General features: G+C 41.0%; 21 protein-coding genes and 1 pseudogene. 11 read left to right on the forward strand and 11 right to left on the reverse strand.

Going from position 1 to position 22,645, the window contains the following annotated elements; translation table 11 throughout:
* Nucleotides 1–56 precede the first annotated feature (56 nt).
* The 4 genes from ACWIUO_RS10725 to ACWIUO_RS10740 all read right to left on the reverse strand — a co-directional run bounded on the left by ACWIUO_RS10725 (nt 57) and on the right by ACWIUO_RS10740 (nt 2,820).
* Complete coding sequence (locus tag ACWIUO_RS10725; protein ID WP_454177890.1) at nt 57–824, reverse strand: metallophosphoesterase family protein; 768 nt, start codon at nt 822–824, stop codon at nt 57–59.
* 119 nt (nt 825–943) lie between these two features.
* Nucleotides 944–1,555 (reverse strand): DUF1643 domain-containing protein, encoded by a 612-nt coding sequence (locus ACWIUO_RS10730; protein WP_454177891.1) that lies wholly within the window; start codon nt 1,553–1,555, stop codon nt 944–946.
* Between the two features lie 256 nt (nt 1,556–1,811).
* On the reverse strand, nt 1,812–2,048 hold the full coding sequence (locus ACWIUO_RS10735) for a hypothetical protein (RefSeq protein WP_454173931.1): 237 nt from the start codon (nt 2,046–2,048) through the stop codon (nt 1,812–1,814).
* A 109-nt stretch (nt 2,049–2,157) separates the two neighbouring features.
* Complete coding sequence (locus tag ACWIUO_RS10740) at nt 2,158–2,820, reverse strand: RipA family octameric membrane protein (protein ID WP_454177892.1); 663 nt, start codon at nt 2,818–2,820, stop codon at nt 2,158–2,160.
* 203 nt (nt 2,821–3,023) lie between these two features.
* Between ACWIUO_RS10740 and ACWIUO_RS10745 the strand changes: the two genes are divergently transcribed.
* Both ACWIUO_RS10745 and ACWIUO_RS10750 read left to right on the forward strand, forming a co-directional pair.
* Complete coding sequence (locus ACWIUO_RS10745; protein ID WP_454177893.1) at nt 3,024–3,215, forward strand: hypothetical protein; 192 nt, start codon at nt 3,024–3,026, stop codon at nt 3,213–3,215.
* An 88-nt stretch (nt 3,216–3,303) separates the two neighbouring features.
* Entirely contained in the window at nt 3,304–3,489 is a 186-nt protein-coding gene (locus tag ACWIUO_RS10750; RefSeq protein WP_454177894.1) for a hypothetical protein, read from the forward strand.
* Nucleotides 3,490–3,701: 212 nt separating this feature from the next.
* Here the strand turns inward: ACWIUO_RS10750 and recA are convergent, their stop codons facing one another.
* Together recA and thrC are read right to left on the reverse strand one after the other, a co-directional pair.
* Nucleotides 3,702–4,742 (reverse strand): recombinase RecA, encoded by a 1,041-nt coding sequence (recA, locus tag ACWIUO_RS10755; RefSeq protein WP_454177895.1) that lies wholly within the window; start codon nt 4,740–4,742, stop codon nt 3,702–3,704.
* A 159-nt stretch (nt 4,743–4,901) separates the two neighbouring features.
* The gene (gene thrC / locus ACWIUO_RS10760; RefSeq protein WP_454177896.1) at nt 4,902–6,440 is read right to left on the reverse strand and encodes a threonine synthase; all 1,539 of its coding nucleotides are present in this window, start codon (nt 6,438–6,440) and stop codon (nt 4,902–4,904) included.
* Between the two features lie 182 nt (nt 6,441–6,622).
* On the opposite strand from thrC, the gene ACWIUO_RS10765 reads away from it, so the two are divergent.
* Nucleotides 6,623–6,847 carry a hypothetical protein gene (locus ACWIUO_RS10765; protein ID WP_454177897.1) on the forward strand — a complete coding sequence of 75 codons (225 nt, stop codon included), beginning with the start codon at nt 6,623–6,625 and terminating at the stop codon, nt 6,845–6,847.
* A 228-nt stretch (nt 6,848–7,075) separates the two neighbouring features.
* Here ACWIUO_RS10765 and ACWIUO_RS10770 read toward each other — a convergent pair.
* The 3 genes and pseudogenes from ACWIUO_RS10770 to ACWIUO_RS10780 form a co-directional block, all read right to left on the reverse strand.
* Nucleotides 7,076–8,452 (reverse strand): annotated as a pseudogene (locus ACWIUO_RS10770) (coproporphyrinogen III oxidase family protein); the annotation flags it as partial.
* Nucleotides 8,453–8,680: 228 nt separating this feature from the next.
* Entirely contained in the window at nt 8,681–11,866 is a 3,186-nt protein-coding gene (locus tag ACWIUO_RS10775) for an efflux RND transporter permease subunit (protein WP_454177898.1), read from the reverse strand.
* A gap of 83 nt (nt 11,867–11,949) precedes the next feature.
* Nucleotides 11,950–13,128, reverse strand: coding sequence for an efflux RND transporter periplasmic adaptor subunit (locus ACWIUO_RS10780; RefSeq protein WP_454177899.1), 1,179 nt, complete (start codon nt 13,126–13,128; stop codon nt 11,950–11,952).
* A 331-nt stretch (nt 13,129–13,459) separates the two neighbouring features.
* On the opposite strand from ACWIUO_RS10780, the gene ACWIUO_RS10785 reads away from it, so the two are divergent.
* The 3 genes from ACWIUO_RS10785 to ACWIUO_RS10795 all read left to right on the forward strand — a co-directional run bounded on the left by ACWIUO_RS10785 (nt 13,460) and on the right by ACWIUO_RS10795 (nt 17,725).
* Nucleotides 13,460–14,281 (forward strand): phosphatase PAP2 family protein, encoded by an 822-nt coding sequence (locus ACWIUO_RS10785; RefSeq protein WP_454177900.1) that lies wholly within the window; start codon nt 13,460–13,462, stop codon nt 14,279–14,281.
* A gap of 49 nt (nt 14,282–14,330) precedes the next feature.
* A complete protein-coding gene (locus tag ACWIUO_RS10790) occupies nt 14,331–17,186 on the forward strand; it encodes a heavy metal translocating P-type ATPase (protein WP_454177901.1) in 2,856 nt (951 codons plus the stop codon).
* Between the two features lie 71 nt (nt 17,187–17,257).
* The gene (locus tag ACWIUO_RS10795; RefSeq protein WP_454177902.1) at nt 17,258–17,725 is read left to right on the forward strand and encodes a PBECR3 domain-containing polyvalent protein; all 468 of its coding nucleotides are present in this window, start codon (nt 17,258–17,260) and stop codon (nt 17,723–17,725) included.
* 135 nt (nt 17,726–17,860) lie between these two features.
* On the opposite strand, the gene ACWIUO_RS10800 is transcribed toward ACWIUO_RS10795, so the two are convergent.
* On the reverse strand, nt 17,861–18,589 hold the full coding sequence (locus ACWIUO_RS10800; protein WP_454177903.1) for a hypothetical protein: 729 nt from the start codon (nt 18,587–18,589) through the stop codon (nt 17,861–17,863).
* A gap of 829 nt (nt 18,590–19,418) precedes the next feature.
* Here ACWIUO_RS10800 and ACWIUO_RS10805 point away from each other — a divergent pair.
* The gene (locus ACWIUO_RS10805; protein ID WP_454177904.1) at nt 19,419–21,041 is read left to right on the forward strand and encodes a hypothetical protein; all 1,623 of its coding nucleotides are present in this window, start codon (nt 19,419–19,421) and stop codon (nt 21,039–21,041) included.
* On the opposite strand, the gene ACWIUO_RS10810 is transcribed toward ACWIUO_RS10805, so the two are convergent.
* Nucleotides 21,021–21,182, reverse strand: coding sequence for a hypothetical protein (locus tag ACWIUO_RS10810; protein WP_454177905.1), 162 nt, complete (start codon nt 21,180–21,182; stop codon nt 21,021–21,023). The two genes, ACWIUO_RS10805 and ACWIUO_RS10810, sit on opposite strands and share 21 nt — an antisense overlap.
* Nucleotides 21,183–21,260: 78 nt before the next feature.
* Between ACWIUO_RS10810 and ACWIUO_RS10815 the strand changes: the two genes are divergently transcribed.
* The 4 genes from ACWIUO_RS10815 to ACWIUO_RS10830 all read left to right on the forward strand — a co-directional run.
* A complete protein-coding gene (locus tag ACWIUO_RS10815) occupies nt 21,261–21,470 on the forward strand; it encodes a hypothetical protein (protein ID WP_454177906.1) in 210 nt (69 codons plus the stop codon).
* Complete coding sequence (locus tag ACWIUO_RS10820; RefSeq protein ID WP_454177907.1) at nt 21,463–21,588, forward strand: hypothetical protein; 126 nt, start codon at nt 21,463–21,465, stop codon at nt 21,586–21,588. Before ACWIUO_RS10815 ends, ACWIUO_RS10820 begins: the two co-directional genes overlap by 8 nt.
* 286 nt (nt 21,589–21,874) lie before the next feature.
* On the forward strand, nt 21,875–22,084 hold the full coding sequence (locus ACWIUO_RS10825; RefSeq protein ID WP_454177908.1) for a hypothetical protein: 210 nt from the start codon (nt 21,875–21,877) through the stop codon (nt 22,082–22,084).
* Between the two features lie 34 nt (nt 22,085–22,118).
* A partial coding sequence (locus tag ACWIUO_RS10830) for a hypothetical protein (protein ID WP_454177909.1) occupies nt 22,119–22,645 on the forward strand: 527 nt, incomplete at its 3' end.

The raw sequence follows: 22,645 nt of genomic DNA on the forward strand, positions 1-22,645 counted from the left end.
TTATTCTACAAAAAAAAAAAAACAACTTGTAAAGACTTTTGAGGAAAATTTAGATTTTACTTTGTAGATTGCACGCTTATGCGCAATGCCTCCTCATATAAGCAATGCGCGTTGATTTGCAAACGCGATTTTTCAGAATCTAGCTCCACGCAGAAGTCAAAATCCCCGTGCCAATGCCCAAAAAACCATTCGATTGTCCCGCTTTGATTGAGCGCGATTTTTTGTGCGAGAATCTCAAGCCACACGCAGTTGTCATCGTGGATTTTCATATCCACTGCCAAATGCTTATCAATATGGGGCAAAAAGGACTTCGGGCAAGTGTGCGTGATGACTATGTCGATTTGCTCTTTGGAGTTTGCTAGATTTTGCAGGGCGTATTTGACTTGGGCTGGCGTGATATTTTCGCCCTCCCACCACGAGATATTTGGCTCTCTATAGTCTTTGTCTATGCTACTAGCCCCGCCCATTGTGAAAATGCGCTTCCCCGCTATGGTGTAAATCTCGCCACGCTTGAGATGGTAGCATTTGCCTTTGATATACTCGCCTACATTCCCGCCAAATTTTTTGACATTTTTTAGCGCGTCTAGGCGGTTGAAATTTTCGTGGTTGCCATCGATAAAGAGAATCGTGCAGGGGAGTTTGCCAAACTCGCTTACTAAAAATTTCTCACAATCATCTGCTTTGTCCTCCCACAGCACGCCAAAATCCCCGCAAATGATGATAAAATCATTTTTGGTGTAGGAATCTAGTGGCAAAAAGATTTTTTCTATGTCTTGTATGCTGTGCGTATCGCCAAAGATATAGAGAGTAGCGGTGTTTTTCACGCTTTTTCCTTAAGTATTTTTCTAATAAATTCTAGTTATGTAAAATCTAAGAGGTTTTGGCTATTTATCTAAAAACCCCATATCTTTTAATAAAAAATCTCAAACAAGTTAGTCTTTGACTAAGACAGATGGGGGTTTTTTAGGTTGATAGTGTCTATGTAGCTTGCCATATCAAATGGCATCAGCACGCAATCATTTGGCTGATATAGGGGGTGTGTGGGGTTGCCTTTTTGGGTTAGATTTAGGCAGAGCCATTTTCTATTTGGATTTATGTTGTTAGATAGTTCATAAATCCATTTTAGACATATCAAAAGATATTCTCTTAACAAAATATTATCCCCCCAACAAGCAAGAATGTCGTTTTCTAAGTATGAATTAAAGATATTTTCTATATGATGATAGTTGTCCAAAGCGATGATACATAAGTCATCTTGTAGCAAATCACTAGGCTTTGTCGCTATGAGAGGGTATATATTTAGCATTATTAGTCCATCATATTTTCCCGTGTTTTTGATAATCTGTTGTATTTTTTTAATGGTAGGGTCAGATTTTTTGTCAGTGGCTAGGCTAGGGTTTAGCCCTATGCAAAGTAGCGGATTTTTTGCGCTAGCATTGCCAAGCACAAATCTACATTTTGTTCCCTCTAGCCCCTTAAAATCTTTGTAATCATCATATTTGTATAAATCAAACAAAGTCTCCAAAGACTCCAAAAGTTCTATGTTTTTCTCCATTTTTACTCCTTTTACCCTATGTTACAAAACATTTTGCAAAAAAACGCAAGAATACAAAAAAAAAAAAAAACGGAAAATAAATTAGGCGGTTTTTTGTATAAATCTTAGAAAAAATGATAAGAAATAAGTCGTTTTTAAGTTGTGCATTTAGTCTTTTTAGAATTTAGGCTATTTATAGTGGCTTTTAAGATTTTAAGCCACTATAAATAATAAAAAAAATAGGCGGTGTGAATCCCACCGCTTTGTGATAATGCGACTAGCCTAGCAATTCGTGCTGTTTATTTGGATGTGGGCTTTTGGAGCAAGAAAAATTGACTATGCCTTGTGGGGTAGTAGCTTGAACCCCACAATATTTGCAAGTATATTGACTAAGCTTTTCTGTCGCATTCATTAGTTCGTGTTGTTTGTGTGGGCTTTTGGAGCAAGAAAAATTGACTATGCCTTGTGGGGTAGTAGCTTGAACCCCGCACCATTTACAAGTATAAGTTGCCATTTTTTATCCTTTTTATCAAAGTAAGATACATTTGCTATGCAAATGTGAAGTATTCGTGCATATCGCACACCTTATTGCTTACACCATTTTTTGTATTTTTGCCTCTTATTTATCTGCCTCCTTCATTTTGAGATTTGGAGGTAGGATTTTTACCTTTTATAGCGTTTTTAAAACAAAAAAACACTGCTACCACAATAGGCAACGCAACAAGTGCGATAAACCCTATGCAACACCATTTTTCACAAAATATGCTAGCAATATGCACGATAAACAAAATACCACCTAGCAGGCAACTAATCCACCCTAATGCAATATTGATTTTGCTAGGTGAGTAGCGAAAAACTCCAAGCACACCAAACCAAAATAAATTGTCGCTTAAGTTTAAATATTCATAATCTTTTAATTTACAAAACAATTCTTTTAAATCTTTATTGTTTTCTAAAAAATTTTCAATGTGTTTTTCGTGCGCTTCTTGCACGAATTTTGAGCCTTTTGCCATAGCTACCCAAAGTAACGATAAAACGATAATTATTAGGCAAAGTCCAAGTGAAGTGCAATGATAAACATTAAGATTAAGGGGATTGTAAGTCAAATTTGTTATTGTAAAATCTTTTTCTATGTGTTTTAATTGTAGAGCACCATAACCACCCCAAGCCAAAGTCATAAATGTGGCTAGAAATATGGAGCGTTTCCACAGATTGCCAATCTCATCGGCATAAGCCGTATAGAGAATCTTATACTTTTCAAGTTTGTGTTGCAAGTCTTTATCCATTTTGGTTCTTTAACCTAATGTAGTCGCTTTTGTCGCTTGTGCCACGCCAAAAGCGACAAAAACAACGGCAAGTATGCTACAAAAAAAAAAAAAAAACGGATTTTAAACAAGGCGTTTTTAAGGATTTAGAGTAAGTGTGGTTGAGATGAAATGAAGTTGGGCAAGTTTTTTTGGCGGACTAAGGTTTTGAAAAAGCCGAAGTTATGACAATGTATCGTCATTGCGAGCAAAATGAGCGTAGGCGAATTTTGCGTGGCAATCTATGGGATTCCGCTCCGCAAGAAGGGGTTTTTAATCTCCCAAGTATCCCGTCATTGCGAGCGGATTTTGTAAAATCCGCGTGGCAATCCACAATCACAAATAGCCAAATAATGCTTTTTTTTGCGATTTTTTAGTCATAGATTGCCACGAATCTGCAATTTTTTACAAAATTGCAGATTCTCGCAATGACAGAAAACGACAAAAAAGTCGCAAAATCTCGCAATGACGGAAAATGACATAATCATAGTGGATTGCCACGAATCGCTAGCGCGATTCTCGTCGCTTCTCGCAATGACGAAGCAATATTGTCATATTGAGGTTTCGCAAGAAACCGAAATATCTCTATTACATTGTGGATTTAGAGATATTTCGCTAACGCTCAATATGACAAAAGCAACTTCAATATGAAAAAATAGATTGCCACGCGCAATAAATTGCGCTCGCAATGACAGCAAAACGACAAAATGACAAAAAAAGTAGAATCGTATTAGATTGTCCGCGATTTTAGATAATTTTAGATGATTTTAGATTTTGACAAAAAGCCTAAAAATCCTAAAATCTAAAATAAGCCTAAAATCCAAAAAACAATGCTTACAAAAATTTACGCATTTTAGCGTGTATTAGCCCTCTTGTGGCTCATCGGGCAATGGCATTATCTCTTCGCTTGTGCCGATTTGCTCTTTGATTTTGCCGATGATTTCGCTAGCTAGGGCTTTGTTTTCTTTTAGGGCAAGTTTTGCGTTTTCTCTGCCTTGCCCTAGTTTTTGGTCTTTGTAGCTTAGCCACGCGCCACTTTTATCGATGATGTCTAGTTTGATTCCATAGTCGATGATTTCGCCCTCTTTGCTTATCCCCTCGCCAAACATAATGTCAAATTCTGCTTCTCTAAAAGGCGGGGCGACTTTGTTTTTTACTACTTTTGCTTTTGCGCGGTTGCCGATGTGTTGCTCATTTTGTTTTAGGCTTGCGATTCTGCGTATGTCGATTCTCACGCTTGCGTAGAATTTTAGCGCGTTTCCGCCCGTAGTGGTTTCTGGGCTACCATAGCCCATAGTGCCGATTTTCATACGGATTTGGTTGATAAAGATTAGCGTGGTATTCATTTTGTGCAAAGCACCTGTGATTTTGCGCAAAGCGTGGCTCATAAGCCTAGCTTGCAATCCCACATGCTGGTCGCCCATATCGCCGTCAATCTCTGCTTTTGGCGTGAGGGCTGCCACAGAGTCGATGACTACCAAATCCACCGCCCCGCTTCGCGTCAAAGTCTCCAAAATCTCCAATGCCTGCTCGCCATTATCGGGTTGAGAAACTAGCAGATTTTCCGTATCTACGCCAAGCCGTTTGGCATAATACACATCTAGTGCGTGCTCGGCATCGATAAATGCTGCGATTCCGCCATTTTGCTGGCATTGCGCTACGACTTGAAGTGAGAGGGTGGTTTTGCCGCTTGATTCTGGTCCATAGATTTCGATTATGCGTCCCTTTGGTATCCCGCCTATGCCTAATGCCATATCAAGCCCTAAAGAGCCTGTGGAGATGGAGTCGATTTTTTCGACTTGTTTGTCGCCTAGACGGACAAGCGCACCTTTGCCAAACTGCTTGTCAATCTGCTTTAATGCTAGCTCGATAGCTTTTTGTTTATGTTCATCTTGTTGTGCCATTTGTGTCCTTTGTAGTGAAGTGTGATGAAATATTCAAATCGTGCATTATACTTAAAATCTAGCCAAAAATTTAACTAAAATGCAAAACCAAAATCCCCTCCACGCAAAAATCCCCAAAAAATTCCCAAAAATACGCAAAATTATGCAAAATCTTAAAACTTACAGCCACTCTAAAATCTCTTTTTTTACCGCATTTGGTTCTAGCACTTTGCTATGTGTGATTTTTTTATCAAATAGCCCTAAGATTTCCTCGCCTATGCTTGCGCCTTTTTGCTGCATTTTTTTTATCGCTTCTAAATCGTTTAGTTTTTTGTGATTGTCGCTAAAATCTGCATTTGCTTTTGTCGCTGATTCTATCGCGTGGCATACGCTAGGGGCAAATTTGCTCCATTGTGCTGTGGAGCAAATGATGGCATTTGGGGTATTTTCTCTCTTGCATAGCTCTAGATACGCGCCATAGCCTAATGCGGTGTGTGGGTCTAGGATATAGCCCTCTTTATATGCCTTGTTTATTAGCCCTAAAGTCTCATTATCACTGCCATAGTAGCAGTCAAAATGCCCTTGCAATGCTTCTAATTCCTGCTTGTCTAATTCGTATTTAGAAGTCATTTCAAGGCTTTGCATTAGCTCATTTGTCCGCTTCGCGCCAAATAGTGCGAAAAGCACGCGCTCGACATTTGAGCTTTTTAGTATATCCATCGCAGGTGAGATACTTTTGTGTAGTTTTTTGTGTGAAATGTCATAGATTCCGCTTTTTATAAGCTCGCTTAGGATATTGTTTGGGTTGCTAGCGATGATGATTTTTGCTAATGGTAAGCCTGATAGTTTGGCAAAAAACGCCCCTAGCGCATTGCCAAAATTGCCACTTGGGATAATGCTATATACTTGCTTTCCAAAAGTGATTTTGCCACTTTTGACTAGGCAAAAATATCCCCAAATATGATAAATGATTTGAAAAGCGATTCTGCCAAAATTCACAGAATTTGCCGCAGATAGCGCGTAGTTTTTGGATTTTAGGGCGGAGAGAAAATCGCTATCATTTAGCAGGCTTTTTAGCAGGCTTTGTGCGGTGTCAAAATCCCCATTGATTCCTAGCACTTGTAGATTTGGTGCGTCTTGGGTTTGCATTTGCAGGGCTTGGACTTGGCTAGTGCCACCATTTGGGTATAGGCATACGACTTTGATATTTGGCTTGTTTGCAAAGCTATGAAGTGTAGCGGGTCCTGTATCGCCACTTGTCGCGCTCAATATAAGATAATTTGTCGCATTAGAATCATTGATTTTCTCTCTCTTTGCAATCTCGCTAAACACCACGCCAAAAGGGGCTAACGCCATATCTTTAAAAGCCCTTGTAGCTCCGTGATAAAGCTCTAAAAAATGCGCGTTTTTTACGCTTGTGATGGGGGCTGGATTTAGCGGGTCATCAAAGCTAGCGTATGTGCTAAGGGCTTTTTCTAGCGTAGCAGAATCTAGCGTTAAGCCAAAATGGCTAAAAACTTCTTTGCAAAGTGTGGCGTATTTAGAATCGCTAGATTCTACCTTAGAAAAAAGCGCGCTAAAATCGATACTAGGGATTTTGCTTAGACTCCAAAGTCCTTTATTTGGCGCGCTTGGGCTAAGTATCGCGCTAGCAAAATCACAGGATTTTGCGTTAGAAAAATCGCGCGTAGAGACAAAAGATTGGGTAAAGTTTGGCATTTATGTCCTTTGTATGTGAAGCGTATATGTGGTTAGTTTGGGGGGAAAATTTAGCCGTTATTGTATCGCAAAAATGTTGTAAAAAAGTTTATGTTAGTTTTATTAGTATATAGTGCGAAATCTTGCCAAAATTTGTGCAAAATCTGCAAAATCTTGCAAAAAAATTCACAAAAAGGACAAAAATGGATTTTCAATATAAATTAGTAATGTTTGGATTCCCTGCGTTGTGCGAGGATATGGAGGAAGTATCACTGCGAATGAAGCAAATACCCATAGAGAGAGCAAAAGCCGAGACGCTAGAGCAATGCTACCTAATCGAACTAAAAACCGCAAAACAATCTAAAATCCTCTGCGATGAAAAGGGGTATTTTATCGATAAAGATAATAGCGGGCAAAGAGAGGGCTAAAAGCTAGAGCGGATTTTGGCGTTTATCGTTGATTTTAGGTGGCTAAGATTTTGCCTATTTTTTGTATTTTGTAGCGTTTAAAAAATCCTTACTTCTTGCTTTTTTACTTGGCGTATTGCTTTTTTGCTTGGCTTCTTGCTTTTGTGCTTGCGAATCGTTGGCAAGATTTTTTGCATATTCGTGCGCGTTTTTCATAATGTCAATGACGCTCACGCTAGCATTAACGCTATTTTGACTTTGGAGTTCCTCTTTTTGCGCATTTCCTAGCCTCGCCTCATCGCGAAATGTCGCGCGCACCAAGTCCATTCCCGCGTAAAATTCTTTCATCAGCACCACGCAGACATAATGCCCAAAATCCGTGCATTGCAAAATCCTCTCCCCCGCGCTATTTGTCGCATTTGTTATCGCTCCGCTTACGCGCAATCCCGCTAACTCTAACGCCAAATCCTGCTCCAAATTACACTGCATATTTGCGTTAAACTCCGCTACATTTATCCTACCCTCAAAGAGCTCGCACAAAAACACATAGCGCAAAATATCGCGCCTGCTAAACTCCGCATTTGCCATATTTGCGTTGCGCTTGTGCGCGATAGCCTCGCAGTAGTCTTTGAGGTTAAATGTATTGATATAAAGCCTGCCATTTATAAAGCTAAACGCCCCACTGCCCGCGCCTAAATATTGATGATTGGAGCTTACATATTCATCGCTTAGATTGCTTTGTGGGGTATCCTCATTCACGCCATTATGAGAATCTATTTTGCCAAACCCCCACGCATTGTTGCGCTTCCACCCGCTAAATTCCGCGCAGATAAGCTCATAAAATTCGCGTTCATTGTCGCTTAGAGCCACGCCTAGCGCGGATTGGATTTTGGAGCGTGTGAGTGCGGAGCGCATAAGCGGGTAGGTGGTGATTTGCTCTGCGCCTAGTGATTTGGCGATAGCTAAATCGCGCAAAAGTTGCTCTTTAGTTTGGTTTGGGAAGTTGAAGATTAAATCAATGCTTAAAGTTGGCAAGATTCCTTGCGCTTTTGCGAGTTTTTCTTGTAATTGCGCGCTTGAGCCAAATTTCTCATACCGCCCGATTTTGCGTAAAATCTCATCATCAAAGCTCTGCACCCCACAGCTAAGCCTTGTGATAAGCCCCTTAAATCGCTCTAATTGCGCAGGCGCGATATGCGTAGGGTCGCTCTCACACGAAATCTCTTGTATGCCAAAGAGCTTTTTACACAGCTCCAAAGTCTTTAGTAGTTCGTCCTCATTGATAAGCGTAGTCCCGCCACCCACCACAAGCGTGTGGAAATCAAAGCCTTTTTGCTTAATGATTGTTAGCTCTTCTCTTAACGCCTTAAAATACGCGCGCGCCAAGCCCTCATCATAAATGTATTTATGGAAACTGCAATATGGGCAAAGCGTGTGGCAAAAGGGAATGTGGATATAGAGCATCGTAGGCTTGCCATTTGGGAGAATCTCGCTAGATTGCAAGCGCACTTTGAAACTGCGCTTTAGCACCCTTTGCATAGAATGGCTTGCATAGCGCGTAGCAAGGGATTGTATAGGATTTTTGCGCAAAAATCCTATACAAGATTTTTTTGTGTGAAATGGCATCGCAACTCCTTGTATAGCATTGCGCTAACGATAAATAAAAGGCGGAATTTATGGGGGAGGTTATGTTTTTAGATTTTAGTAGTTGGCAAATAAACTTCGCATTATACGCTAATAATGACAAAATGCGATGAAATATTTGATTTATGTGAGATAGGGCAATGCTTGGATTCTGCCAACAAAAAATCGCAACAATGTAGAATCCTTGTAGTTAGTTTTAGTTAGTTTTCGTTAGTGTTTGTTGGCGTTAGTGGGCGTTGTTTTTGTAGGCGTTGGTAGATTTTGGCTATCTCCAAATTTTGCCTTGATGATTTCGCCAAGCTGGGCTATGAAGCTCCAAAATAGCGGGATAAAAAAGATAGCGATAAATGTCGCGGCAAGCATTCCGCCGATGATGCCCGTGCCGATAGCGTGGCGCGCTGCTGCGCCTGCCCCACTTGAGAGAGCCAAAGGCAACACGCCTATGCTAAATGCAAGCGAAGTCATCACAATGGGACGAAATCGTAGTTTGGCGGCTTGTATGGCGGCTTGCAGTATGCTAAGCCCGCCTTCCTCGCGCAAATGCTGGGCAAACTCCACGATTAAAATCGCATTTTTCGCACTTAGCGCGATAAGCGTAACTAAGCCCACTTGAAAATAAATGTCATTTTCTAGCCCCCGCACAAACACCGCCGCACTCGCGCCAAACACCGCAAAAGGCACAGCGGTAAGCACGGCTAGGGGCATTAGCCACCGCTCATATTGCGCACAAAGTATCAAAAACACAAACACTAGCCCTAGCCCAAACGCCACAAACGCGCTTCCGCTACTAGCCTTTTCTTGATAGCTCATTCCAGAATGTGCAATGGTATATTCGCTTGGCAAAATCTCGCGGGCGACTTCTTCGATGGCTTTTAGCGCGTCTCCGCTAGAGTAGCCCGCATTTGGGCTTCCTGTGAGTTTGGCTGCGGGGAATAGATTAAACCGCTCGATAATATCTGTATTTACGATTCGCTCAAAATCCACAAGCGCGCTTATGGGGATAAGGTTGCCATCGTTTGACTTGACAAAGACGCGGTTAAAATCCTCTGGGCTTTCTCTAAATTCACTTTGGGCTTGGAGCTTGACTTGGTAGGTGCGACCATAGAGGTTAAAATCATTGACATAATAGCTCCCAAAAGTGCTTTGCAAAGTGGTAAAAACATCGTTGATATTGACATTAAACGCCTTTGCTTTCTCTCTATCTAGCGTGATAAAGTATTGGGGAATCGTAGCGTCCAAATAGCTTCTAACCGTCATTGGATTTAGCTCTGGTCGTTTGCGCGCTTCTGCGACAAGCATATCTGCATTTTTTTGGAGTTCTTTTATATCGCCATTGCCACGATTTTGCAGATAGACTTCAAAGCCCCCTGCTAGCCCCATTCCCATTATCGCGGGCGGATTTAGCACAAAGCCACTTGCTTCTAGCTTGGCGTTAAACTCCCCTGTAAGCGCACCCGCCACGCTAAAAGAATCCTGCCCCGCACCTTTGCGCTCACTCCACGGCTTTAGTTGTATAAATGAAGTAATCACATTGCTTCGCGCCGAAGAAGAGAGCATATCATAGCCGATAATCATCATCACAGAATTGACATTTGGATTATTTTGCAAAATCTCTAGCTCTTTGTCCGCTACGATATTTGTCCGCCATAGCGCACTCGCAGGGGGCAAGCGCACAGAGGCTATCACATCACCTTTGTCCTCGTTTGGCACAAGCCCTGTGGAGAGCGAGGAAAATAGCCCAAAAGTCGCCACCAAAATCGCCACAAAGATAGCTATCATCATCACAGCCCTACGCATCGTAAAAGCAATCGTTTCGCCAAATCTATGCGTGAGGTTATCAAAGACTTCGTTAAATTTGCGCACGGCTAGAAATGGCGTTGGCTCTTTTTTCTTTAGAATCGACACGCAAAGTGCAGGGGTAAGTGTGAGTGCGACAAAGCCTGAAATCACCACCGACACAGCGATAGTGATGGCAAACTGCTTATAAATCTCCCCACTAAAGCCCCCGATAAACGCCACAGGGATAAACACCGCGCAAAGCACCAGCACGATAGCAATCACGGGGCTTTGCATTTCGCCCATAGCTTTTATGGTGGCTTCTTTTACGGAGAGATTTTCACTCTTATCGTGCAAAATCCGCTCTACATTCTCAATAACAATGATTGCGTCATCGACTACGATTCCAATGGCTAAAATAAGCCCAAAAAGCGTAAGCAAATTTATACTAAATCCTAGCGCGTATAGCCCGCCAAATGCCCCGATAATCGACACAGGAATCGCAATCACAGGGATAATCGTAGCGCGGAAATTTTGCAAGAAAAAATACATTATCACCACAACGAGAATTATCGCTTCGATGAAAGTTTTTGCCACTTCTTTGATAGAGATAGAGACAAATTTAGTCGTATCATAGCTTGTGGTGTAGTGCAAGCCATCAGGGAAGTTTTTGCTTAATTCTTGGAGCTTTTCCTCTACCGCTTTTGCGGTGGCAAGCGCGTTTGCCCCGGGCTGTAAAAACACGCCAAAAGATTCCCCTGCTTTGCCATTGATTTTGGCATCGACATCATAATACTTCGCCCCTAGCTCGATAGTGGCGACATCGCGCACGCGCAACGCGCTCCCATCAGAATTTGAGCGGATAATGATATTGCCAAATTCGTTTGGATTTAAGAATCTTCCCTGCGTGCTTATGGAGTAAGTGAAAGCGACTTTGTTTTTCATAGGCTCTTGCCCAAACTGCCCTACGGCAAATTGCGCGTTTTGCTCTTTGATGACTTGGGCTACTTCGGCGGGAGTTAGGTTGTTTTGAGAGAGTTTGTCTAAATCTAGCCAAATCCGCATCGAATACGCCGACTCTCCAAAGGTGCTCGCATCGCCCACGCCCTGCACGCGCTTAATCTCATCGACAATGTTTATGGCAGAGTAGTTGTAGATAAAAAGCTGGTCGTGCGCGGGATTGTCCGAATACATCGTATAAACCGCAAGTATGGTAGAGCTTCGCTTGCGGACATTTACGCCTAGTCGCTGGACTTCTTCTGGGAGTTGAGAGAGGACAGCTTGGACGCGGTTATTGACATTGATAGTCGCCATATCGGGGTCGGTGTCGTTAGAAAAAGACACATTGATAGAAAAACTCCCGCTAGAAGTGGAGGTGGAGCGCATATAGAGCATTCCCTCCACGCCGTTAATGGAATTTTCTAGCACGCTTGCCACCGTGTTGGCAATCACTTCCGCGCTAGCCCCGCTATAAGTGGCTGAGACCACCACTTCCACAGGGGTGATTTGGGGGTATTCCTCCACGCCTAGCTTAAAAATGCTAATAAGCCCTGTAAGCGTGATGATGATAGAAATCACCATAGCAAGCACAGGGCGATTGATGAAAAATTTGGAGAACATTTGAAATCCTTAGAATCTCATTTTAGAAATGCCTTGTTTTTATTGTCGCTTCGTAACTTTTTTGTAAATAGCATTTATTGTTGCTATTTTTGTGGATTTTGTGAATTTTGCGCAGGATTTTGCTGTGGATTTTGTGTTTGATTTTGTGGTGTAGCTTGCGTGGTGCTACCTTTTGAGGTTAGGGGCAAGCCTTGAGAGATTTTGGTTAGATCACTCGTTACAAGTGTGTCTTTTGGCTTTAGCCCGCTTATGACAAGCACTAAGCCATTTTTTAGCATTTTGCCAAGAGTTATGCGTGCGATATGTGCTTTGCCCTCTTTTATCACATACACATAGCTACCTTGAGAATCCTGCAACAGCGCGTTTTGTGGAATCGCTACGGCATTTTTTGCTTCAAACCCCTCTAGCTTTATGCGCACAAATTCATTTGGCACAAGCGTGTATTTTTCATTGTCAAAAATCGCGCGGGCTTTGACTGAAGATGTGTTTTGGTCGATTACAGAATCTACAAAATTTAGCGCGCCTAGCGTGTCATAGATTTTGTCATTTCCTAAAATCACTTGGGCTATGACATTGGTTTTTTCCAAATCTCTTATGTAGTAAAAATCATTGCTAGGGATTGCAAACTCTGCATAAATGGGCGTTAGCTGCGTGAGTGTGGATAGCACATTGCTCCCTTGCGCTCCCACAAGCGCGCCTATGTCGTATCTCCGCATACCGATTCTACCTGTAAAGCTAGCCACGACTTTTGTGTAGCCTAAATCGATAAGCGCGTCATCTAGGCTTGCTTTGGTGTTATCTACATTTGCTTTTGCGGATTGGTAGTTATATAGCGCGTTATCATAGGTGTCTATGGTAAGCGCACCTTGCTTGTATAGGGCTTCTGTGCGCTCCCAATCGCGCCTTGCTTTGTCTAAATTTGCTTTGGCAGAATCATACTGCGCTCTAGCCATAGTTACGCGTGCTTGATAGCGTTTGGGGTCGATTTGAAATAGTGGCTGTCCTTCTTGGACTATGTCGCCTTCTTTAAAATTTTGGCTAAGCAAAATCCCCTCTACGCGTGCATACACATCGGCACTTTGCACGCTTTTTAGCCTTGCTGCGTATTCAAATTCTAGGGGGATATTGCTTTGTGTGATTTCTATGGTATGGACAGGCAATGCACCTTTTTGTCCGCCTTTGTCGCCATCGCTACAGGCTATCAAAAACACCGCTACAAGAAAGAAATAAGACATAAAAACGACATTTTTAAATCTAAACATACATTGCTCCTTCATTGCTCCTTCTATTCTCTTGCATTCTCTCTCTTTACATTCTCTTTTAAGCTCTTTTAAGCAAGACAATTCTTAACAATTTTGCAAAATCTAGCGCGAATATTAACGCGCATCTGTGAAGTAAAAATGTGGGATTATAGCAAAAATATATAAATTAGATTCTAAATAGTTGCATATACAACTATTTTTACCTTTGGATTTTGTAGTGTAGTTGGCATAAAATTTAAGCTGTATATTTTGATGGTGTATAATGTGTGTCTTGCAAATTTTTGCAATATCAAATTTTTGGGTTTTTACGCAAAATCTAAGGGGCTTAATAATGAAGCAAATACTACAACAAACGGCTATTAAAGTATTGGCAGTGTGCATAGTTTTTGGTCTAGCAAAAGCAGATATAAACGCTACTTCAAATCCCCAAACCCCCACAAAATCAGCTCCAAACACAGACACACAACTAACGCCACACCACACAGCAAATCCCCCATCACAAGCCCCACAGGACACGCAAGAATCTAAGCAAGACGCCACAAAAAAAAATAAAGATTTTTTTGGCTATATTCCACACTCATATATGAAGTTTTTTTCAAATTCTGCGCAATTTTTCCCCGTAGCAAGTTTAGGCTACGCGCTTATCATCAAAGATTTTTTAGGTTTTAGACAGCAGGCTATGGGCTGGGTAGCGGTGGTGGGGGCTACTTATGTCATTAAATACGCATTATATTTTGCCGCCCCTTATGCGCCAAATGCCCTAGATTTTGCCAAACGCCCTAGATGGCAATCTTATGAGGCATTTCCTAGCGGGCATACTTCTAGCGCGTTTGCAGCGGTAGGATTTTTGCAAAAGCGATATGGAAGTAGGCTTGGGATTCCAGCATTTATCATAGCAGTAGCGGTGGGAGAGTCGCGTATCTTGCTAGAAAAGCACACGATTTTGCAAGTGGTGTGCGGGGGGATTTTGGGATTTTTGCTTAGCTTTTTTTGTGCTTCGCCATTTGTGAAAATCCACACTTCAAGCATATTGCCAAATTTGCCAAATAAACAAAATAAGCATTTATCAAGCACGCCACAAAATCATTTGCCACAAAATCAGCAAAACCAAACGCTTTATGGTGCTTTTTTGCTAGCGTTGTTTTTTGTGTAGATTTGCCTAAAAAACCGCGACTCTAAAACGCGTCTAAAAAGAATCCAAAATGCAAGCCCCAAATGAAAAAATCAAATGCTCCCACTGCCAACTAGAATACGACAAAAAATCCCTAAAAAAAGTCATACTAAATGACACTGACAAAAGCAACAAAGAGCTATATTTTTGCTGTAATGGCTGTGAGGGCGTGTATATGCTTTTGGCACAAAGCGGGCTTAGCGGGTTTTATGATAGGCTGGGGGGACATACGCTAAGCCCTGTGGATTTGGCAAAATCCACCTCCATAAACTCTGCCCCCACAAAATCCACAAAATCAACCACGCAAAGCATAAATCAAAGCCAAAAATCCACAAAATCCGCAGAATCTAAAAGAGTAAAATCTAGCCTAGATTCTACCCCAAAAGCTAAAAATCAGCGATTTAGCTACCTTGATGAAGCACATTTCTTAGACAAACACACAAATAAAAAATCTAATCATTTATTAGAAGTAAATCTTATCATTGAGGGCATTCATTGTGCTGCGTGTGTGTGGCTAAATGAAGCTATGCTATCCAAACAAGCAGGCATAGAAAAAATAAGCATAAACTACACAAACAACAAGGCAAAAATCCTTTTTAACCCAAGCGTGATAAAGCTATCCTCCATATTTGCTATCATCGCATCTATGGGCTATGAAGCCCATATCTATGACCCAAGCGCGCAAGAAAACCTACTTTTAGCCCAAAATAAGTCATATTTCACTAGCTTTGTGGTGGGTGTGTTTTGCACGATGAGTATTATGATGGTTGCCATAGCCCAATACACAGGGTATTTCAAAGGAATGAGCGCGGATATGAAATCTGTGCTAAATGTCATATCCTGCTTGCTTGCTACCCCTGTGCTTTTTTATACGGGTAGGGTGTTTTTTATAGGGGCGTATTATGGGCTAAAGCAGGGCTTTATGGGAATGGATTTTTTGGTAGCGTTTGGGGCTAGTTTGACTTTTATTTATTCGGTGTATGCGAGCTTTGCAAAAATTGGTGAGCCCTATTTTGAGAGCGTGGCAATGATAGTGCTTTTTGTCTTTAGTGGCAAATTTTTAGAAATGCGTGCAAAGGCTTTGGCAGGCGATAGCCTAGATAAACTCCAACACATACTCCCAAACGCCGTCCTAGTGGAATCTAAAGATTCTGCAAACTTGCTAGATTCTGCAAAAACCACCCTAAAAGATAGCAAAGAGCTAGCAAAGGGCGATATTATCCACATACGAGAGGGGGAGATGCTACCTTGCGATGGGATAATGCTCTCAGATGGCAATATCGATACGCGCTCTTTAAGCGGAGAGAGCGAGCCTGTGGCAAAAAATATCGGTGATGAGGTGCTATCTGGCTCTATCGCGCTAGATAGTTTCCGCTATGAAGTGGCAAAGACTTATGCGGATTCTACGATGAGCAATATAATAAAACTGCTTGAAGAAAGCCTAGAGTCAAAGCCACAAATACAAAATCTAGCAAACGCGCTATCAAAGCATTTTTCCCGCGTGGTGCTATTTATCGCGCTATGTGGATTTTTGTTTTGGTGGCGTTATGCAGGGGCGCAAGAGGCGTTGATTATTGCGATTTCGGTGATAGTGATTTCTTGTCCTTGTGCGCTAGCTTTGGCTACGCCTATGGCTAGCGTGGTGGGGATTTCGCGTGGGTTTAGGCAGGGAGTGCTATTTAAAAGGGCAAAATTTTTAGAAACGCTTGCCAAATGCGAAGTGGTGTTGTTTGATAAAACAGGCACGCTTACAGAGGGCAAACTAGAAGTGAAAAAAGAGTTGGTGCTAGATTTGGGCGTGGATTTTGGGGAGAATCTTAGCGATGATTTTTGGGTGGATTTTAGAAAAAATCGTAGCAGTGATTTTGGTGGGGGTTTTGAAAAAAATCTTGAAAGTGATTTTGGCGATGATTTTAGCGGGCTAGAAAAAAGCGATTTTGCCAAAATCTTATTAGCAGATTTTCTAAGCCATTTTACGCACCCCATTTCCATAGCGATAAAAGATTTCGCACAAAAAAGCCTTAGCAAAAATGCACAAAATCTAGCACATAAAACCTTGCAAAATCTAACCCTAAAAGAAGCTAAACAAACCAAAGAGCGCGGAATCTATGGAATCTATGAATCCAAAAACGGCAAGACTTTGACCCTGCTAGGCGGTAGCTTAGAATATCTGCAAGCACAGGGCATAAACACCGATGAAGCCCAAAAAATCGCGCTAGATTTTCCGCAAATGAGTGTATTTGCCTGTGCGATAAAATCCACCGCTACACAACACGCCACGAACGCCACGCAAAAAACGCAACAAACCCCAAATGCTCAAAAAAACGCGACAAAAACTGCGATAGATTCTGCCAAAATCGATTTTTTATTTTTCCTCCAAGATAGCCTAAAACCTAGCGCAAAAGAGCTAATCTCAAACCTACAAAAAGATGGCAAAAAAATCCTTCTCATAAGCGGTGATAGGCAATGCGTGGTAGAATCTATCGCACAAAAATTAGGAATCACAAAATGGCACGCAAAGCTACTCCCAAATGATAAACTAGATATAATCCGCGCTCAAAAAAATGCCGTGATGATAGGCGATGGGCTAAATGACATTTTGGCATTGCAAAGCGCGGAGGTGGGCATCGCTATGGGAGGGGGATATAGCATCGCTATCGCCCAAAGCGATGTGGTGGTGCTAGATAGTAGTTTGGATGGCGTAGGCAGGGCGTTTGAAATCGCCAAAAACACCTACGCACGCATAAAGCAAAATCTAATCATAAGCCTTGTGTATAACGCACTTTTGATTCCGCTAGCACTTTGCGGGTTTATTATCCCCCTTGTCGCAGCACTAAGTATGAGCCTATCCTCCCTCATAGTAGTCGCAAACTCGATGAGGAAGTAAGATGCAAAAAAATAATGTCAAACGCTTGATAAACGCGCTTAAACATAGCCCACAAAAAGGACAAAAAATGTTTGTGGCAAAAAATGTTTGTGGTTGGTAGAGAAAATCTAAACGAAGAGATTTTAGAATGGGTTTTGAAAAAAGAGAGAAAAATCGCCATAGACATTTTAGAGACACAAAAAGCAACAAAGCTAGGGTTTAGATACCCTAAAGTCAAGCGCACCATATCAAGCTATGAGATAAAGCACGCCCTAAATCGCCACGCAAACAAAAATGAGAGTATCCCCCTCACTCTCACGCATATAAGCAAATGGATAGAATATGCTGACAAAGCAGATATATCGTTTGTAACAAAAGATAATCTAGGACAAGAAGTATTAGTAAGTGGCAGGCAAATCAACGGGTATTATGTAGTGGTAGAGAGTGTGCGTAAAAAAGCAAATGAGTTGGCATTTAAGACTATGTATTTTTCTAAGGGGAATCTATCAAAAAACAAGAGCTTTCAAACTGCTAAGGGCAAAGCCCCTCTAAGCCATTGAGTTATTAGCTCACACTTAGATTAGATAGCTTCTATTTGAAAGCTAGCGCAAATTATACATTCTCAATGCCAAAAAGTCAAATCTAGCAAACAAAGCCAAAAAGAAAAGTAGTAGCCTTATTTCCTTGCCTAAAACTTATTTTCCCCCCAAAATCGCGCTGATTTTTTCTACAAACACGCTATACACATCAAACAAAATATCCTCATATTCATTGTCAAATTCTTGGACTATCCATTCCATTTTTTCTTTGTAGGCGGATTTTTGGTTGGAGTGATTTTGGGTTTTTGCTAGAGAATTTAGCCGTTTTTTATACTCATTCATCTGCGCTACAAACGAGCTAGAATCCCTAGCTAGAGTTTTTTCCATCTCACCAAACTCCCTCTCAAGCCCCCATTGCCCTGCTTTATCTTTTGCCTTTTGTGCGTTGTCTTGCGTGTTTTTGGTGTGATATGCGCCCATTTCTTTGACATGCTCTTTTTTATCCTCAAACCGCCTATACAAAATCTCATAGTCTGTCCCGCTTAGATTTTTGGTTTTGTCTTTGTTTCTGCGCTCCGCTTCTATGGTGATGTTTAGCCTAGATTCTAGGTTGTTGATTTTGGTTTTGAAGTTGTTTTGGATTTCTTGTATTTGGGCGTTGATTTTGCTAGATTGCTCTGTGGGTTTGGCTAGCGATATGTTTGCCACAGAGGCGATACATAGCGCAAAAAGCGCGAAAATCTTGTAAGATTTTGCGATGAGTTGGTATGGGGATTTTGCTTTTATGTTTGGGCTTATTTTTGCCTTTGCTTTTAAAAATAGGGCGTTTTTTGTAAATTTTGTGAAGCGATTTTTGGCTAATGCGTTTTGTGAGGACTTTTTCATTGTTGCTCCTTTTTGCGCTATTTTTGCGTGGTTAGGTATTGGCTTTTTAGCTATGTTTTTGCATTTGCCAATCCACTAAGCCACAATAATACAAAAAAAAAAAAACGGCTTGTCAAGGGGTAAGCAAAAAATACAAAAATATTTTGAGATATTTTACTTGTGCCAAAGCTTTGTATGACAATGTTTTGCGCGTCATTGCGAGCGGATTTTGTAAAATCCGCGTGGGAATCTAATATGATTCTACTTTTTTGTTATTTTCTGTCATTGCGAGAATCGCGCTAGCGATTCGTGGCAATCTATAACCAAAAATTACAAAAAAGCGTTGTTTGGCAATTTTTCATTGTGGATTGCCACGCGCAATAAATTGCGCTCGCAATGACGCCCACCCCCTAGCCACCTCCACAAAAAAGAGGTGGAAAATGCAAAATCCACATTCGCAAAAAAATGCAATAAACACACAGAAAAAAATACAAAAAAAAGACACAAAAAACGCAATAAACACAAAAAAAACGCAGAAAGAAAACATACAAAAAACACACAAAAATACAAAAACACAGAATAAATACACAAAAAAAAACAGAAAACACAAATAAAAAATCCATAGCTTCCCACGATTTTGGCAAGTCAAAATCTAGCAATGACAACATTTCTTGTCATATTTCGTGTTTTTGTTCCGCGTTTTTTTTTTTTTTTGGTAAAATTCAACATTTTTTGCGAAATGTATAGATTTGGCATATTTATTGCAAACAAAAAGCCTTTATCGCTAAAAAGTCAAAATCTAATCAAAATCAAGCATAAAACACCAAAATCTAAACCAAAAGGACAGACATTGAAATCTAAAACAAAATCAAAATCAAAATCTATTTTGAGCGTTTATAGAGCAGTCGCATTTTTTTGCCTACTAAGCGGGCTAAGCATCGCTAATGGGTATAAATTTATCGGTGGCGTGGGCGTAGCAGGCGGAGGCAAGCTAGTGGCAAATGGCGTAGATATAGGCTGGCTAAATTTCACAAATGGCGTGCCGCTTGCGGCTTCTTTTGGCGGGAAAAGTCGCATACGATATATCAGCGTAGATACTAATAACACCATAGACATTATGCTAGTGGGGCTAAATGATAATGAACTTGTCATCGATGATTTTGACAAAAAAAGTATAGGCAGGGTAAATATCATCACGACTATACCTGATAAAGTGTATGTAAATGGCGATTATGCGCAAGGCAAAATCACTATCAATGGACAAGCTGCTGGAGGTATAAAAGGTCCAGTGCGCACCAACACAGAAACCCTCATAGACAAAGCCTACACGGGTGCGGGTTATTATAAAATGGATAATTCTAAACTAACCATAAAAGAGGTTGTAGCAGGGGTAAATGGAGGAAAAGAAAACTTTTTCAAAATCGATACCAATGGTAAAGAAGTAGAAATCATCATACAAAATAAAGAACACGAAAAATATGTCATAGTAGATAATTTACCCTACACACAATGGCTAGCACAAAAGCAAACTTCAAACAAAAGCAACTCCCCCACAAATAGCACAAATTCTACAAACCCGAGCAATGCAAACGCGCTAAATTCTCAAACCATAACCCTAAATAACCTACTCTCACAGCGAAAATCCTATACCAACCTTGCCAAAATCGCCGATACCAACACGATGCTAATCTATAATATGCTACATAATTACGAGGGGACATATTTAGCCTATGATTATGGATTGGCAAATACCATTAGCGTAGGGGCATTTCAAAACGGATTTTTTGCGAGATACTACACCAAACAAAAGTTAAATGAATCTGGGCAGGAATACGGCTATGACATAGGGCTAAAGTTTCGTAGCAAATGGACAAAGGCAAATCTATATTACAGCGATTATTTTCAACGCTCCGTTGTGGCTTCGTTTGGGCTAAAAAAAGATTTTAGCTTTGGGCTAGGGGATAATTTTGCCCTGCTACTTACCCCCTCCATAGAGGCAAACTATGCTTATACCCTCCAAAAAGACTATATCCCGCAAAATCATCTAGGGTTTTTCAATGCTGGTGTGGAAGCAGGCGTGCGACTATGGCGCACTACTTTGCTAGCAAAAGCGAGCGCAGGGCTAGCCAAAAACTCACTAAAAAGTATTTCGCTTGATAATGGTGCGTTTAGCTATGAGCCAAGTTTCATCAAAAATGTATATTCGCTAGGCGTGGGAGTATCCCAAAGACTTTTTGGCGGACTAGAAATCGCAGCGGAGGCTGGCTATGTGTATCTAGATAAGCAGTTTTGGGAAAAAGGGCAACTAAAATCAGGCGTTTTTCACGCAAATGCGATGATAATCTATCGCTTTAGAAGCAATCGATTTGACAATATAATGGGCTATTATGATGATGAGGGGCAGTATGTAAAATCTAGCAAAAAGGACAAATACGGCAGAAAAATGAGAAAATCAAAAGTAAGTAGGGAATAAGATGGGCTTTGTCATTGGGAGCAAGACTTGCAAGGTAATAGATTGCCACGCAAGTCTTGTGTTTTGCTCGCAATGACGAGTATTCCCCCTCCCATTGCGGAGGGGGCTAGGGGGTGGGTAGATTCCAAAAAATCGTGGCAATCCAACTTCTTGTCATATTGAGCGCGAAATATCTCTGTTTGAATTTTAGAGATACTTCGTTTTTTGCAAAGCCTCCGTATGACAATGTTAGTTCGTCATTGCGAGAATCGCGCTAGCGATTCGTGGCAATCTATAACCAAAAATTACAAAAAAGCGTTATTTGGTAATTTTTTATTGTGGATTGCCACGCATTGCGTTGCAATGCTCGCAATGACAGAAGCTACCCCCTCCCATTGTGGAGTTGCCACTTTCCCCCCTCCCTTGCGGAGGGGGCTAGGGGGTGGGTAAATCCCAAAAAATAGTCATTGCGAGCGGATTTTGCAAAATCCGCGTGGCAATCTATGTTTTGTCATACTTAAGATTTTTGCAAAAAAGCGAAATGTCTCTAAATCCACAATGTAAATAGAGATATTTCGGTTTCTTGCGAAACCTCAATATGACAATGTTGCTTAGTCATTGCGGGATTTTGCGACTTTGTAAGAAGTCGCAAAATCGTGGCAATCCAACTTCTTGTCATATTGAGCGCGAAATATCTCTGTTTGAATTTTAGAGATATTTTGTTTTTTGCAAAGCCTCCGTATGACAATGTTAGTTCGTCATTGCGAGAATCGCGCTAGCGATTCGTGGCAATCTATAACCAAAAACTATAAAAAAGCGTTATTTGGTAATTTTTTATAGTAGATTGCCACGCATTGCGTTGCAATGCTCGCAATGACAGAAATTACCCCCTCCACTTGCGGAGTTGCCACTTTTCCCCCTCTGCAAGGGAAGGTGGGATTGCTTGTCATATCGAGGTTTTACAAGAAACAGAGATAACCCTAAAAACCAACAAACGAAAGCAAAATCTAGCGTGTGGATTTGAAATATCAAACGCAATCTATGCAAAAAAGCATAGTCAATAAAATAAACAAACTGTGAAAGTAAAATGGGGCTAATATGAAAAAGTCGCTTTTTTTATTATTGATAAACATTGTTGTGGATTTTGCAAATGCTAACTTATGTGGTGCAAGCGCAACACGGAATAGCGCAAACCTTGTTTGTGCAAATGGACAATGTATCATAAGTGGAGATGGTAATTGTGCAGTGTCCTCCATAAACGCAGATACGCTAATCGTGCGAAATATCAGTGGGACGCCAAATGCTCATAACAAAATTGTCCTTACGATTCGGGTTGGTGATACTTCTACCAATAAAATCAACAAACTCATCATCGATAGTAGTGGCACTTCAAGTGGTAGAGTAACAGAATTTTGGATAACATCAAGCAGTGGGACCAGCTATAGAGCCAAATTGGAAGTGGGTAGTGTGGAAAAAGGCAATAATGCTGGGAATAATCCACCTGAAGTGTTTTTAGAAGGCAATAGCTCTCTCACAAACAAAGATGGCACAGATAATATAAAAGTGCTAGTAGGAGGAGTAACAATCCAAAAACCCGGGCGAGGCAATACCTCAAGCTCTGGTAG

It is taken from the genome of Helicobacter sp. T3_23-1056, from assembly GCF_053654535.1.

Coding starts and splice junctions, on each gene's coding strand:
- ACWIUO_RS10800 (WP_454177903.1), bottom strand. CDS start 18,589: ATGAAAAAGTCCTCACAAAACGCATTAGCCAAAAATCGCTTCACAAAA.
- ACWIUO_RS10740 (WP_454177892.1), bottom strand. CDS start 2,820: ATGGATAAAGACTTGCAACACAAACTTGAAAAGTATAAGATTCTCTAT.
- ACWIUO_RS10775 (WP_454177898.1), bottom strand. CDS start 11,866: ATGTTCTCCAAATTTTTCATCAATCGCCCTGTGCTTGCTATGGTGATT.
- ACWIUO_RS10790 (WP_454177901.1), top strand. CDS start 14,331: ATGCAAGCCCCAAATGAAAAAATCAAATGCTCCCACTGCCAACTAGAA.
- ACWIUO_RS10745 (WP_454177893.1), top strand. CDS start 3,024: ATGACAATGTATCGTCATTGCGAGCAAAATGAGCGTAGGCGAATTTTG.
- recA (WP_454177895.1), bottom strand. CDS start 4,742: ATGGCACAACAAGATGAACATAAACAAAAAGCTATCGAGCTAGCATTA.
- ACWIUO_RS10730 (WP_454177891.1), bottom strand. CDS start 1,555: ATGGAGAAAAACATAGAACTTTTGGAGTCTTTGGAGACTTTGTTTGAT.
- ACWIUO_RS10780 (WP_454177899.1), bottom strand. CDS start 13,128: ATGTTTAGATTTAAAAATGTCGTTTTTATGTCTTATTTCTTTCTTGTA.
- ACWIUO_RS10750 (WP_454177894.1), top strand. CDS start 3,304: ATGACGGAAAATGACATAATCATAGTGGATTGCCACGAATCGCTAGCG.
- ACWIUO_RS10815 (WP_454177906.1), top strand. CDS start 21,261: ATGACAATGTTAGTTCGTCATTGCGAGAATCGCGCTAGCGATTCGTGG.
- ACWIUO_RS10735 (WP_454173931.1), bottom strand. CDS start 2,048: ATGGCAACTTATACTTGTAAATGGTGCGGGGTTCAAGCTACTACCCCA.
- thrC (WP_454177896.1), bottom strand. CDS start 6,440: ATGCCAAACTTTACCCAATCTTTTGTCTCTACGCGCGATTTTTCTAAC.
- ACWIUO_RS10785 (WP_454177900.1), top strand. CDS start 13,460: ATGAAGCAAATACTACAACAAACGGCTATTAAAGTATTGGCAGTGTGC.
- ACWIUO_RS10765 (WP_454177897.1), top strand. CDS start 6,623: ATGGATTTTCAATATAAATTAGTAATGTTTGGATTCCCTGCGTTGTGC.